At 71.0% G+C, this 13,203-nt stretch carries 11 protein-coding genes; 6 read left to right on the forward strand and 5 right to left on the reverse strand.

All coding sequences use genetic code 11. From position 1 onward, the window contains the following. Window positions 1-55 precede the first annotated feature (55 nt). Together ACFV9W_RS28260 and ACFV9W_RS28265 are read right to left on the reverse strand one after the other, a co-directional pair. Window positions 56-1,024 (reverse strand): PRC and DUF2382 domain-containing protein, encoded by a 969-nt coding sequence (locus ACFV9W_RS28260; protein ID WP_385766055.1) that lies wholly within the window; start codon window positions 1,022-1,024, stop codon window positions 56-58. A gap of 241 nt (window positions 1,025-1,265) precedes the next feature. Continuing rightward, the gene (locus ACFV9W_RS28265; protein ID WP_385766182.1) at window positions 1,266-2,492 is read right to left on the reverse strand and encodes a TerD family protein; all 1,227 of its coding nucleotides are present in this window, start codon (window positions 2,490-2,492) and stop codon (window positions 1,266-1,268) included. A 144-nt stretch (window positions 2,493-2,636) separates the two neighbouring features. Here ACFV9W_RS28265 and ACFV9W_RS28270 point away from each other — a divergent pair, with 144 nt between their 5' ends. Then, window positions 2,637-4,130 (forward strand): amino acid permease, encoded by a 1,494-nt coding sequence (locus ACFV9W_RS28270; protein ID WP_385766185.1) that lies wholly within the window; start codon window positions 2,637-2,639, stop codon window positions 4,128-4,130. 7 nt (window positions 4,131-4,137) lie between these two features. Here the strand turns inward: ACFV9W_RS28270 and ACFV9W_RS28275 are convergent, their stop codons facing one another. After that, window positions 4,138-5,577: an alkaline phosphatase PhoX gene (locus tag ACFV9W_RS28275; protein ID WP_385766058.1), complete on the reverse strand. Its 1,440-nt coding sequence runs from the start codon at window positions 5,575-5,577 to the stop codon at window positions 4,138-4,140. A gap of 116 nt (window positions 5,578-5,693) precedes the next feature. Between ACFV9W_RS28275 and ACFV9W_RS28280 the strand changes: the two genes are divergently transcribed. The 4 genes from ACFV9W_RS28280 to ACFV9W_RS28295 all read left to right on the forward strand — a co-directional run bounded on the left by ACFV9W_RS28280 (window position 5,694) and on the right by ACFV9W_RS28295 (window position 8,543). After that, on the forward strand, window positions 5,694-6,458 hold the full coding sequence (locus ACFV9W_RS28280) for an SDR family NAD(P)-dependent oxidoreductase (protein ID WP_385766061.1): 765 nt from the start codon (window positions 5,694-5,696) through the stop codon (window positions 6,456-6,458). Window positions 6,459-6,631: 173 nt separating this feature from the next. Beyond that, a complete protein-coding gene (locus tag ACFV9W_RS28285; protein ID WP_385766064.1) occupies window positions 6,632-6,871 on the forward strand; it encodes a hypothetical protein in 240 nt (79 codons plus the stop codon). Window positions 6,872-6,921: 50 nt separating this feature from the next. Beyond that, window positions 6,922-8,076 carry a hypothetical protein gene (locus ACFV9W_RS28290; RefSeq protein ID WP_385766066.1) on the forward strand — a complete coding sequence of 385 codons (1,155 nt, stop codon included), beginning with the start codon at window positions 6,922-6,924 and terminating at the stop codon, window positions 8,074-8,076. Between the two features lie 20 nt (window positions 8,077-8,096). After that, entirely contained in the window at window positions 8,097-8,543 is a 447-nt protein-coding gene (locus tag ACFV9W_RS28295; protein ID WP_385766068.1) for a hypothetical protein, read from the forward strand. A 166-nt stretch (window positions 8,544-8,709) separates the two neighbouring features. Here the strand turns inward: ACFV9W_RS28295 and ACFV9W_RS28300 are convergent, their stop codons facing one another. Next, window positions 8,710-10,149: a hypothetical protein gene (locus ACFV9W_RS28300; protein WP_385766071.1), complete on the reverse strand. Its 1,440-nt coding sequence runs from the start codon at window positions 10,147-10,149 to the stop codon at window positions 8,710-8,712. Between the two features lie 412 nt (window positions 10,150-10,561). On the opposite strand from ACFV9W_RS28300, the gene ACFV9W_RS28305 reads away from it, so the two are divergent. Beyond that, a complete protein-coding gene (locus tag ACFV9W_RS28305; protein ID WP_385766074.1) occupies window positions 10,562-12,397 on the forward strand; it encodes an endonuclease/exonuclease/phosphatase family protein in 1,836 nt (611 codons plus the stop codon). A 27-nt stretch (window positions 12,398-12,424) separates the two neighbouring features. On the opposite strand, the gene ACFV9W_RS28310 is transcribed toward ACFV9W_RS28305, so the two are convergent. Continuing rightward, entirely contained in the window at window positions 12,425-13,177 is a 753-nt protein-coding gene (locus tag ACFV9W_RS28310; RefSeq protein WP_385766077.1) for an SRPBCC domain-containing protein, read from the reverse strand. Window positions 13,178-13,203 lie beyond the last annotated feature (26 nt).

The raw sequence follows: 13,203 nt of genomic DNA on the forward strand, positions 1-13,203 counted from the left end.
CGGGCCCGGCCGGGAGCCGGGCCCGCACGACGCCTGGTGCGCGATACCGCTCGCGTCAGTGGCGCGGACCGCGACGGCCGTGCTTGCCCTCGCCGGGCATGCCGCCGTCGTCCTTCGGGTTGTCGAACTCGATCTTCTCCTTGCGGACGGTGTCGGAGACCTCCTGCGTCTCCGTGACCTTCTCGGTCTCGAGGCGGACCCGCTCGACCGGAACCGTCTCCTTGCGGACGACCGCACGCTCCGCGTGCAGCGTCACCTCGGTCTCGCCCTCGCTGATCGTGGCCTTCCCGCCGTCGCCCTCGCGGATCGGTTCGCGCACGACGCGAACCTCCTCGTGGGAGATGGGCACCGACGTGGTGACGTTCTCCGTCTCCACGGTCTTGCGCAGGTGCGCGTGGCCGACCTCCTGCTCCTCGACGCCCACCCGCAGGCGCTCCTCGGAGCGGATCATCTCGTCGGCCTTGCGGTCGCCGTCGGCGCCGGCTCCGGAGCGCATGGCAGGTTCGCGTGCGCCGGCACCCGCGTGCCGCCCGGCGTCCGACCGTGCGTCGCCGCCCCTGGCGCCGGCGCCCATGGCACCGGCGGCACCCGCGGCGCCCACTGTGCCGGCCGCGCCCGCCGTGCCCGCGGTGCCCGCCGTGCCCATCCGGCCGGTGTCGGCCTGGCCCGGTCGCTGGGGCTGGTTGCCGGCGGCGCCCGCCGTGGGGCGGGTCATGCCGTAGTGGGTGTACAGCTCGTTCTTCTCGGACTCGTCGAGGTGCTGGTCGGCGTCGACCCGCGGCGCGTCCTTGACCGCTTCCTTCGTGTACCGCACGGTGAGCCGGTCACTGTCGTGCGTGGCCCCCGCCAGCGGCACGAAGGTCTCCTTCATGCCGAAGAGGCCCGTCTTGACGGTCACCCAGTCGGCGTTGCCGGTCCTGTCATCGAGGTAGACCCGCTCGACGCTGCCGATCTTTTCCCCAGTGCGGTCATAGGCGGTGAGCCCCACAAGGGCATCGGGGTTGTTGATCCCGCTCTGCGTCATGCGTGATCACTCCCTTCGGGACATGGAGGCGGCTGGTGGCCGCCGCTTGGGCCATGTGCCTCGGGTCCATCGCGCGCCGGTCCCGGGGAGTTCGCAACAAGGAACTTCACTGGGCGTAGCCGACATGCCTGGTGGGAGGGGCTCCGCGGCTCCATGGAGGGCCGCGGAGCCCGACTCTGCCGGATACCCCGATTGCCGCCATCCGGGTGAACGGTTGACGGCTACAACTGCCCGCGCGCCCCTACAGCGCCTTGGCCGCCGGCTTCACCATTCCGCGCACCGTCCGTGACTTCACGAACTCGCCCATCGCCGTCATCTCCCACTCGCCGGAGAACTGCTTGATGAGCTTGGCCATCATCACGCCCGTCTGCGCCTCCGCGTTCGTGAGGTCGAAGCGGACCAGTTCCTCGCCCGTCGCCGCGTCGATGAGCCGGCAGTACGCCTTGGCGACCTCGGTGAACTTCTGGCCCGTGAACGAGTTCACGGTGAAGACCAGGCCCGTGACCTCCTGCGGGATGCGGCCCAGGTCCACGACGATCACCTCGTCGTCACCGCCGCCCTCGCCCGTGAGGTTGTCGCCGGAGTGCTTGATCGCGCCACCCACGATCGAGAGCTTGCCGAAGTAGCAGCTGTCGACGTGGTTGCGCTGCGGCCCGTACGCGATGACCGACGCGTCGAGGTCGATGTCCTTGCCGCGGTAGGCGGGCTCCCAGCCGAGGCCCATCTTGACCTGCGAGAGCAGCGGCTTGCCGCCCTTGACCAGGGACACCGTCTGGTTCTTCTGGAGGGAGACGCGCCCCTTGTCGAGGTTGATCTTGCCGGAGCCGGGCGCCGGGGCGGGTGCGGCGGCGGCGGGTGCGGCAGCGGTCGGCGCGGGCGGGGCCGTCCGCGGGTCGACCGGAGGCGTCGTCGGAGCGGGCATCGAGGCCGGCGGGGCCTGCGGGGCGGGGGCGGGCGCCGCGGCCGGGGCCGCCGGCTCCTCCACCGACACCCCGAAGTCCGTGGCGATACCCGCAAGCCCGTTCGCATACCCCTGGCCCACCGCGCGGGCCTTCCACGCGCCGTTCCTCAGGTACACCTCCATGACCACCAGCGCCGTCTCCGCGCCGAGCTGCGGCGGCGTGAACGTGGCGAGCACCGAGCCGTCGTCCGCGCTGCGGATCGTGGCCGTCGGCTCGACGCCCTGGAACGACTGGCCCTCGGCGTCCGGACTCGCGGTGACGACGATCTTCTCGATGCCCGGCGGCACTGCGGCCGTGTCCACCGTGATGGAGTCCGGCGAGGTGCCGCCGCCCGACGTGTACGTCACGCCGGGCCCCGAGGGCTGGTTGTAGAAGATGAAGTCGTCGTCCGAGCGCACCTTGCCGTCGGCGGTGAGCAGCAGGCCCGATACGTCGAGCCGCACGGGCGCCGTGACGTCCACCGCCACGCGCTGCGCGGTGAGCGGGATGTTCGAGCCGGGAGTCATTGCGGTCATGCCTGGGGTAACGAGCGACTCCGCTTTACCGTTCCCTTACCCGGCACTTTTGCAGAGGACTTTTCTCGCCCCGCACGCCTGCGGCGCGTAGCTGCGACGCCAGGCATTTAATTTGCGAGAGTGCCCGTCGTGAACATGCACAAAGGGCACCAAACCGGACCGGCCGGGGAAGACCCCCACCTGGACGACCCGATCACCGCCGAGGGGGTCACCGACGCCGGTGACCTCGGGTACGCCAAGAGTCTCCAGCCACGCCACATCAGCATGATCGCGATCGGCGGGGCGATCGGCACGGGGCTGTTCCTCGGCGCCGGCGGCAACCTCGCCAAGGCGGGCCCCGCCCTCGCGTTCGCGTACGCGATCTGCGGCGTGTTCGCCTTCTTCGTGGTGCGGGCCCTGGGCGAACTGGTCGTGCACCGGCCGTCCTCCGGCTCCTTCGTGAGCTACGCGCGCGAGTTCCTCGGCGAGCGGGGCGCGTTCGTGGCCGGCTGGATGTACGTACTGAACTGGTCGTCCGCCGGGATGGCCGACATCACCGCCGTCGCCCTGTACGTGCACTACTGGTCGATGTTCACGACGATCCCGCAGTGGGTGCTCGCCGCGGTCGCCCTCGCGATCGTGCTGACCATCAACCTCATCTCCGTGAAGAGCTTCGGTGAGATGGAGTTCTGGTTCGCCATCGTGAAGGTCGCGGCCCTGGTGCTGTTCCTGCTGATCGGGATCTTCTTCCTGGTGACGGGCAAGCCCGTCGACGGGAATTACGACCCGGGCATCTCGCTCATCAGCGACAACGGCGGCTTCTTCCCGCTCGGCGTGCTGCCCGTCGTCCTCATCACGCAGACCGTGGTCTTCGCCTACGCGGCGGTCGAGATGGTCGGTGTGACGGCGGGCGAGACCGCGGAGCCGGAGAAGGTCGTGCCGAAGGCCGTGAACTCGATCATGTGGCGTGTCGGCATCTTCTACGTCGGCTCGGTCGTGATGCTGACGCTGCTGCTGCCGTGGACGGCGTACTCGGAGGGCGAGAGCCCCTTCGTGACGGTCCTGTCGAAGATCGGGGTGCCGGCGGCCGGCGGCATCATGAACCTGGTGGTGCTGACCGCCGCGATGTCCTCGCTCAACTCCGGGCTCTACACCACGGGCCGCATCCTGCGCTCGATGTCGATGGCAGGTTCGGCCCCGTCGTTCACGGCCCGGATGAGCGGCAGCCACGTCCCGTACGGCGGGATCATGCTGACGGCGACGGTGGCGCTGTTCGGGGTCGCGCTCAACGCCTGGCTGCCGGAGGACGCGTTCGCCATCGTCACGAACGTCTCCTCGCTCGGCGTCATCTCCACCTGGGTGATGATCATGCTCTGTCATCTGGTGTTCGTGCGGCGCGCGCGGGAGGGCGTCGTGCACCGGCCCGCGTTCCGGCTGTGGGCCTCGCCGTGGATCGAGCTGACGACGATCGCGTTCCTGCTCGCCGTGGTCGTGATGATGTGGTTCGACAAGGACGGTGCGGGCCGCAACACGGTGCTGATGCTGATCCCGATCGCCGTGTGCCTGACGATCGGCTGGTACGCGGTGCGGGGGCGGGTCCACCGGATCGCCGCGGAGCGCGAGGCGCCGCCGGTGGACCCGCTCCAGTGACCACCGCTCAGCGCTGGCGCTTCCAGGGGCCCTTGATGGCCAGCAGGATGCCGGGGTTCTGGATGTTGGCGTAGAGGGTCGAGCCGTCGGGCGAGAAGGTCACGCCCGTCATCTCGCTGTACTCCGGCTCCGCCTCGGTGCCGATGTTGAGGTCGTTGCGCGCGATCGGGTACGTACGGCCGTTCTCGGTCGCCCCGAACAGGTGCTGGATGCCCTCGCCGTCCTCGGAGATGACCAGACCGCCGTACGGGGAGACGGTGATGTTGTCCGGGCCGTCGAGGGCACCGTCCTTCGACGGGTCCGGGTTCACGCCGAGCAGCACCTTCAGGGTGAGGGTGCGGCGCTTGGGGTCGTAGAACCAGACCTGGCCGTCGTGCGCGGAGGGGCTCTCCTCACGGGCGAACGAGGAGACGAGGTAGGCGCCGCCGTCGCCCCACCACATGCCCTCCAGCTTGCGGGCGCGGGTGATCTCGCCGTCCTTGAACTGCTTGCGCGTGGACACCGACTTGGCGTCGCGGTCCGGGACGTCCGCCCAGTCGACGCCGTACGTCGTGCCGATCTTCGTGGCGCGCGCCAGGTCGTCGACGAACCGGCCGCCGGAGTCGAAGCACTTGGCGGCCTGGAGCTCGCCCGCGTCGTCGGCGAGGGTGCGCAGCTTGCCGCGGCCGTGCTCGAAGCCCTTCGGCGGAACCCAGCGGTAGAACAGGCCGTTGGGGCCGGAGGCGTCCTCGGTGAGGTAGGCGTGGCCGCGCTTGGGGTCGATGACGACGGCCTCGTGCGCGTACCGGCCGAACGCCTTGATCGGCTTCGGCGAACGGTTGGCGCGGCGGTCGGCGGGGTCGACCTCGAAGACGTAGCCGTGGTCCTTGGTGAAGCCGTTCTTGCCGGCCTTGTCCTCGGTCTCCTCGCAGGTCAGCCACGTGTTCCACGGGGTGTGGCCACCCGCGCAGTTGGTGGCGGTACCGGCGATGCCGACCCACTCGGCGACCTCGCCGCCGCGGCGCACCTCGACGACGGTGCAGCCGCCGGCCGCCATCGGGTCGTAGACGAGGCCCTCGGTCAGCGGCACCGGGTGCGGCCAGTCGGCGCGGGCGCCCGCCAGCTCGTGGTTGTTGACGAGCAGCGTGGCGCCGCGCGGGCCCGCGAAGGTGGCGGTGCCGTCGTGGTTGGAGGGCGTGAACTCGCCGGACTCCAGCTTGGTCTTCCCGCAGTAGGTGATGATCGCGTACGAGAAGCCCTCGGGCAGCGCGAGGATTCCGTCGGGGTCGTCGACCAGCGGGCCGTAGCCGATGCCCTTGTCCTTGCCCTTGAGGACGTCGACGGAGGCGTCGTCGGTGGCCGCGAGGGCGTTCGGCGCGGTGGCCAGGGAGCCGACGGACCCGGCGAGTGCGATGCCGGCGCCGGTGGCCGCGGATCGTCTGGTGAAGTCCCTGCGAGTGAGCGACATGCTGGCTGTCTCCCGTGATGATCGATGAGAGTGAACGGGCCCTGTTTTCGGCCATACGTTCTCGCTCGCGTATAAACGGCGGTTGAACACCGTCCAACGCCGAGGGGCCCGCTTACATGACTTCCGTGAACCTGGAACCGTCCGACCGCCGCGTCCTCGTCTCCGGGGCCTCGCGCGGCCTCGGCCGGGCGCTGGCCCGCGCCTTCGCGGCGAACGGCGACCGGGTGGCCGTGCACTACGGCTCGCGGGAGGACGAGGCGCGGGCCACGCTCGACTCGCTCGACGGTGCGGGACACGTCCTCGTCGGCGGCGACATCTCCACGCCCGACGGCGCCGCGGACGTCGTCGAGCGCGCCGCCGACGGCCTCGGCGGCCTCGACGTGCTGGTCAACAACGCGGCCGTGAACACCCCGCATCCCCCTGCCGGCACCCCGTACGAGGAGTGGGTGCGGCAGTGGCAGAGCCACGTCAGCGTGAACCTGCTCGGCACCGCGCACCTCAGCCACCTCGCCGCCCACCGGATGATCGGGCAGGGCACGGCGGGCCGGATCGTCAACATCGGCTCGCGCGGCGCCTTCAAGGGCGAGCCGGACCACCCGGCGTACGGGGCGACGAAGGCGGCCGTGCACGCGCTCGGCCAGTCCCTCGCGGTGGCGCTCGCGCCGCACGGGATCGGGGTGGCCTCGGTCGCGCCCGGCTTCATCGAGACGGAGCGGGTGGCGCACCGGCTGACCGACGAGGTGCGCGCACAGAGCCCGTTCGGCCGGGTGGCATCGGCCGAGGAGATCGCCGGGGCCGTCCTGTGGCTCGCCTCGCCGGCCGCGCAGTGGTCCTCCGGCACGGTCCTCGACCTGAACGGCGCCTCGTACCTGCGCACGTGAGGCGGCGCGGGCCCGCGTCCCTTCGGCGGGCCCGGCGCAATCTTCGTAAAGAAGGTCAACAGGCACACCTCACCCCCAAACCCATGATTTCGCGCGGAGCTCCTTGACCGGCCTGCCGTGCCGCAATAGACAGACGGCAGCAGACCGTTCGAAGGTCGGAGGGTGGCGAGCCGATGGACGTACGCCAGGCACGCGGCCTCCATGAGAGCCGGCTGATGAGGCTGGCCAATGTCACCGGAGTCGGGACCGGGAAGGACGAGCACTCGGGCGAGGACGTCATCGTCGTCTTCGTGACCCGCAAAGTGCCCCGCGACCGGCTCCGTGCGGAGGACGTCGTCCCCGAAACGCTCGACGGGGTACCGGTGCGTGTGCTCGCGATCGGCGACGTGCACGCCCAGAACGACGAGTCGTGAGGGGTCCCCCGCACTTCAGCGGCAAGTCAGGGGAATAGAGGTGGTCTGGCGTGCGCCAGCCCGAATTGATGCGCGGACCGGCCGGCGGGCAGCTCAGCGACAGCTCCCGGCAGCAAGCGACCAGCGACTTCCTGCGGCGCGAGGCGCCCCTCGCCAATGTGGTCGGCTTCGGCCACGGCGTGAAATGGTCGAACGGCGAGCCGACGGGCGAGGAGGCCGTCCTCGTCTTCGTGACCCAGAAGGTGCCCGAATCACTGCTCCCCGAACGGGATGTGATTCCGCGTCAGATGGACGACGGCACCCCGACCGACATCGTGGCCGTCGGCCACATCTCCGCCCAGCGCCGGCAGAGCCGCCCCTCGGGGGCCCGCTCCGAAGAGGTCACGTACGGCCCCGACGGCGGCATCTCCCAGCAGCTGTCCGGCGTCGGCCAGCCGCTCCTCGAGGAGCTCGGCGGGCTCGGCGCGTTCGAGCCGCAGCAGCTCGTACGCCGGATGCGGCCGTGCCCCTCCGGCTTCTCCGTGGGCAACGTGTCCATCACCGCGGGCACCCTCGGCAGCGTCGTCTACGACTTCCTGCCGGGCGCCACGGTGGACCCGCCGGGGCCAGGGCTCGGCACCCCGGCGAAGTTCTACATCCTCTCCAACAACCACGTCCTCGCCGACTCCAACCGGGCCCAGCTGGGCAGCGCCATCGTGCAGCCCGGCCGGTTCGACGGCGGCACGGACCCCGCGGACCGCATCGCCACGCTGTCCCGCTTCATCACCATCCAGTTCGCCCCGCAGACGCCGCTGGAGCGGCAGAACAACGTGGTCGACGCCGCGCTCGCCGAGGTCCAGTTCCAGGACGCCACGCGCGAGCAGTACTTCAGCGGGGCGCCGCGCGCCTGGCGCCGCAAGGCGAACGTCGCGGTCGGCGACCTGGTGAAGAAGACGGGCCGTACGACGAACGTGTCCTTCGGCCGGATCGTCTCGGTCGACGCCACGATCGACGTCAACTACGGCACGGCGGGCACGGCCCGCTTCAAGGACCAGATCCTCACCACGAACATGTCCGCGGGCGGCGACTCCGGCTCGCTCGTGACGTCCTACGACAACGTCGCGGTCGGCCTGCTGTTCGCCGGCTCCTCGACGGTCACGGTCGAGAACCACATCGAGAACGTACGCGCGCTGCTGCGCGTCGAGGTCTCCGAGCAGTTGGCATAGGAGGAGGTGACGGAGACGCCATGACCACTCAGGCACGCAAGGGCAAGGGCCAGACCCGCTCGGAACACCGCTTCCACAATCCGCAGGGCGCGGAGGTCAAGACCCGCGACGAGGCGTTCGCCGCGCAGCGCGAGGTGTCCGCCGAGGCGCTCACGGTCGACTGCAAGCTGGAGCTGAACAACGGCTCGGTCACCTTCGCGATCACCGCGAAGATCAACCCGAACACGCATCCCTTCGTGGTGACCGGCGGCCAGATCACGTCGGGCATCTGCGGCGCCCCGTGGGACATCACGGGCGGCTTCATCGGTGACACCATCCGCCTGGACGCGAAGCGGGCGGGCCAGGGTTCGTGCGCCTCCACGATCACGGTGGTCGGCGAATTCCAGAACCCGCCGTCGTACCGGGGCACGTACGGCTTCGACGGGGCATCGTCGTCCTTCAAGCACACGACGCGGTATCTCTGCTGACAGCACACCGGTGCGCCCGCGTGCTGAACACGCGGGCGCACCATCAAGCCTGGGCTCGCGCCATCAAGGGCCCTCGGCGGCGATTGAGCAAATCAAGCCCCTGCGGCGTTTGAGCAGCGGGGTCCGGGGCAGAGCCCCGAGACCGCAACCACGGCGCCGCGCAACATCAACTCCCGTTGGCGGACCGCGCCTTGAACGCCGCCTTGCGCGCCTCCTTGGCCACCTTCTTGTCGGGATGCAACCGCCCCATCGCCTCCAGCACATCGGCGGTAGCCGGATGCTCCACCCGCCACGCCGCCGAGAAGAACCCACTGTGCTGCGCGGCGAGCCCCTCGACCAGCGCCTGCAGCTCCTCCGAGTTCCCCTCGATGGACAGCTGCGCGGCGATCGTGTCGACGGTCAGCCAGAACACCAGGTCCTGCGAGGGCGCCGGTACGTCCCCGAACCCGTGCTCGGCCAGCCACACCCGGGCGAGCCCGCCCAGCTCCGCGTCGTCGAGCACCTCGCGAAGCGCCGGCTCGGCCTCCGCGCCGACCAGCGACAGCGCCTGCTGGCACCGCAGCCGCCGCAGCGGCGCCCACTCGTCGGCGCCGCGCGCCGCGCCCAGCAACTCCCGTGCCGCGGCGAGCGGTTCGCGCCGCGCGAGCCACTGCTCGATCTCGACCTGCGCGGCGGCCTGCGGGAACGTGGCCGTGCCGTCGAGCAGCGCGTCGGCGCCCTTGTCGGCGAGGTCGCCGACGGCCGGGGCGTCCAGGCCCGCGTCGAGCATCCGCGCCCGCACGCCGTACAGGCCCAGCGGCGTGAGCCGCACCATCCCGTAGCGGGACACGTCGGAGTCGTCGACGGGCTCGGCGACGGACTCCTCGGCGTCGGCCATCAGCGCCTCGTCGACCGGCTGGAACTCCACCAGGCCGATCGGGTCGAGCAGCCGGAACTGGTCGTCGAGCCGCATCATCGCGTCCGAGACCTGCTCCAGGACGTCGTCGGTCGGCTCGCCCATGTCGTCGGGGACGATCATCGACGCGGCGAGCGCGGGCAGCGGCACGGCCTCCTCGCCGGCGCCGCCGTCGCTGACGGTCAGCAGATACAGGTTGCCGAGCACGCCCTCCAGGAACTCGGACTCCGCCTCGGGGTCCCAGTCGAGCTGCGAGAAGTCGATCTCGCCGCCCTCCTCCATGGCACCGACCAGGTCGTCGAGGTCGGGCACGCTCGCGTCGGCGAGCACCGTGTCGAGCGCGCCCAGCCACACCGTGAGCACGTCGGCGGGGCCGCCGGAGGTGAGCGTGCCCAGCTCCTCACCGACCGTGACGGTGCCCTCCTCCTCGTCCACGACCTCCACGAGGCCCGTGTCGACGGCGATGCGCCAGGCCTCGCTCGCGTACGCGGCGGCGTCGGCCTCGTCGACGGCGCCGGTGAGCCCGAGCTCGGCCGCCGCGGCGGGCAGCTGCTCCTCGACGAGCTCACCGCCCGCGCCGACCCGGGTCTCGGGGCCGGCCCAGCGGGCGAGCTTCACCGCGCGGGACAGGAGGGGGGTGGCAAGGGCGTCCCGCGCCAGCTCCGCTTCGGCGGGCAGCCGCACCGGCGGCAGGGGGGAGCTGTCTGACATCGGCTGGTTCTCCTAGGGACGTGCATCAGGCCTACGTTGCGACCGCCCAGCCTAGAGCCTGCCCGGCGGATCCTGCTGGAGTCGCGGGGTCTGGCACGCACCCCTGCGGCGTTGTCGTCAATCACCATCGCTCCGCGATACCTCAATCCTCCGCCTTGCAGGCGCACGCACCAAACCCCGCTCGCCTGCACCGCCCGGGCGCGGCCACCCGCATCCAGCCTGATCCGCCGGGCAGGCTCTGACGGATTTACACCCATGCTGCCGGGTTCACGTACCGGTCGGCTCCCCCTCATGTCCCCGACATCCCCGGAACCTTGACAACTCGCGGGCGCAGGACGGAAATTGACGCGCGTAGAAGGCGCCGCGCGCCCCTCCCGGCAAGCCGCGCGCCTCTCCCGACAAGGAGTCGAACATGAAGCCGAGCAAGAACGTGCTGTCCCGGTCGCGCCTCGCCGCGCTGGCCGTCGCCTGCGCGGCGGTGTCCGGCACCCTCGCCACGATCCCGTCCGACGCGGTCGCCGCCGACGTCGCCATCCACGACATCCAGGGCGCCACCCGCACGTCTCCGCTCGCCGGACAGCAGGTCACCGGCGTGACGGGGGTGGTGACGGGCGTCAGAACGTACGGCTCGTCCCGCGGCTTCTGGTTCCAGGACACCCGGCCCGACGCCGACCCGGCCACCAGTGAGGGCGTCTTCGTCTTCACGAGTTCCACGCCCACCGTGAAGACCGGCGACGCCGTCACCGTCTCCGGCACGGTCACCGAGTACGTCCCCGGCGGCGCCTCGTCCGGCAACCAGTCGCTCACCGAGCTGACGAAGCCGACCGTGACCGTGAACTCGTCGGGCAACCCGGTGCCGGTCACCACCATCAGCGACAAGTCGGTCCCCTCCGCGTACACGCCGCAGGGCGACCCGGCGGCGAACGGCTCCGTCAACAAGCTGCCGCTGCGCCCGCGCGCGTACGCCCTCGACTACTACGAGTCCCTGGAGGGCCAGAACGTGCGCGTCGGCTCCTCGCGGGTCGTCACGGCGTCCGACGAGTACGGCGAGCTGTGGGTGACGGTGAAGCCGCACGAGAACCGCACCAAGCGCGGCGGCACCCGTTACGCCTCGTACGAGGACCAGAACAGCGGCCGGCTCCAGATCCAGTCGCTCGGCGCACTCGCGGACTTCCCCGCGGCCGACGTCGGCGACGCCCTGACCGGCGCCACAGAGGGCCCGCTCGACTTCAACCAGTACGGCGGATACACGCTGGTGGCAAGGGAGTTGGGGGACCTGAAGCAGTCCGGCCCGGAGCGCGAGACGACGCGCGCGCAGAAGTCGGGCGAGCTGGCCGTGGCGACGTACAACGTCGAGAACCTCGACCCGTCCGACGCCACCTTCGACGCGCACGCGGCCGCGATCGTCGGCAATCTGCGCTCGCCCGACATCGTGTCCCTGGAGGAGATCCAGGACAACAACGGCGCGAAGAACGACGGCACGGTCGCCGCCGACGCGACGATGGGCAAGCTGATCGACGCGATAGCCGCCGCGGGCGGCCCGCGCTACGACTGGCGTTCGATCGACCCCCAGAACAACAAGGACGGCGGCGAGCCGGGCGGTAACATCCGCCAGGTCTTCCTGTTCAACCCGGACCGTGTCTCCTTCACCGACCGCCCCGGCGGCGACGCCACCACTCCGGTGGGCGTGACCCGCGAGAACGGCAGGGCCGCGCTCACCGCCTCCCCCGGCCGCGTGGCGCCCGCCGACGCCGCCTGGGCGAACAGCCGCAAGCCGCTGGCCGGCGAGTTCACGTTCCGCGGCAAGCCGGTCTTCGTGATCGCCAACCACTTCGCGTCCAAGGGCGGCGACCAGGGCCTGACCTCCCAGTACCAGCCGCCGGCCCGCTCCTCGGAGACGCAGCGGCACGCGCAGGCGACGGCGGTGAACGCCTTCACGAAGGACATCCTGAAGGCGCAGCCGGACGCGGACGTGATCACGCTCGGCGACATCAACGACTTCGAGTTCTCCGGCACGACGCAGCGCCTGGAGGACGGCGGTGCGCTCTGGTCGGCGATCAAGTCGCTGCCGAAGCAGGAGCGTTACACGTATGACTACCAGGGCAACAGCCAGGTCCTGGACCAGATCCTGATCAGCCCGTCGATCAGGGCGAAGGACGCGTTCGCGTACGACAGCGTGCACATCAACAGCGAGTTCCACGACCAGATCAGCGATCACGACCCGCAGGTGCTGCGCTTCCGCCCCTGACGGCGGGCTACCGCACGCACAGGGGGGCTAGTCGAAGATCCGCGCCAGCCAGTCGCCCCACTCGACCTCGTTCTGCACGGCGTCGGCGTCCGGCGCGAAGTCATGGACGCTGACGCCCACGGGGGCGCCCCAGTGACCGCGCCCGAAGAAGCGGTACAGGGCGTCCTCGGTGCGCAGGCCGAGGAACCGGGCGTCGCGGTAGTCGAGCACGGCGTCCAGGGTCTGTCCCGCCGGGCCCTGGACGCGGAACCGGGCGCCCTCCGTCGCGTCGGCGGGCAGGTCGAGCGCGCGAGCCACGGCGGTGAGCGCCTCGCGGTTCGCGGAGGCGGGAGGCCCGTCTAGCGTGGCGAAGGCGACCGGGCGGCCCGCGAAGTACGTCACGTACTGGCGCAGTGTGTGCAGGTAGAAGTCGGTGTGCTGGTCGCAGGCGTCGTACTGCTCGTCCCAGTGCTCGCTGAAGATGCCGCTGTGGGTGTACCGGACGCGGGCGCGGCTGCCGCCGTCGCGCGGCTCGACGACCCAGTCGACCTGATTCAGCGGCTGCCCGGGCGGCAGGGCGGCCGGGTCCTCGGAGCGGACGGTGAGCCGGCGGGGCGGGTCCCACGCGGTCAGCACGGAGCGGAAGGGGCCCTCGCCGCCCTCCTTGGGCTCGTACTCCATGGGCCACAGCCAGCCGCCGGACCCTTGGGTGACGGCGTCCCACACCCGCTGGGGGGCTGCGCCGACCTCGAACTCGCGCCGGACCTCGAACGGCTTTCCGCCGTCACGGGACCCGCTCATGACCGCCCGCTTCGTCGCATGGCTCC

This window comes from Streptomyces sp. NPDC059897, assembly GCF_042730865.1.
In the GTDB taxonomy this organism is placed as follows: domain Bacteria; phylum Actinomycetota; class Actinomycetes; order Streptomycetales; family Streptomycetaceae; genus Streptomyces.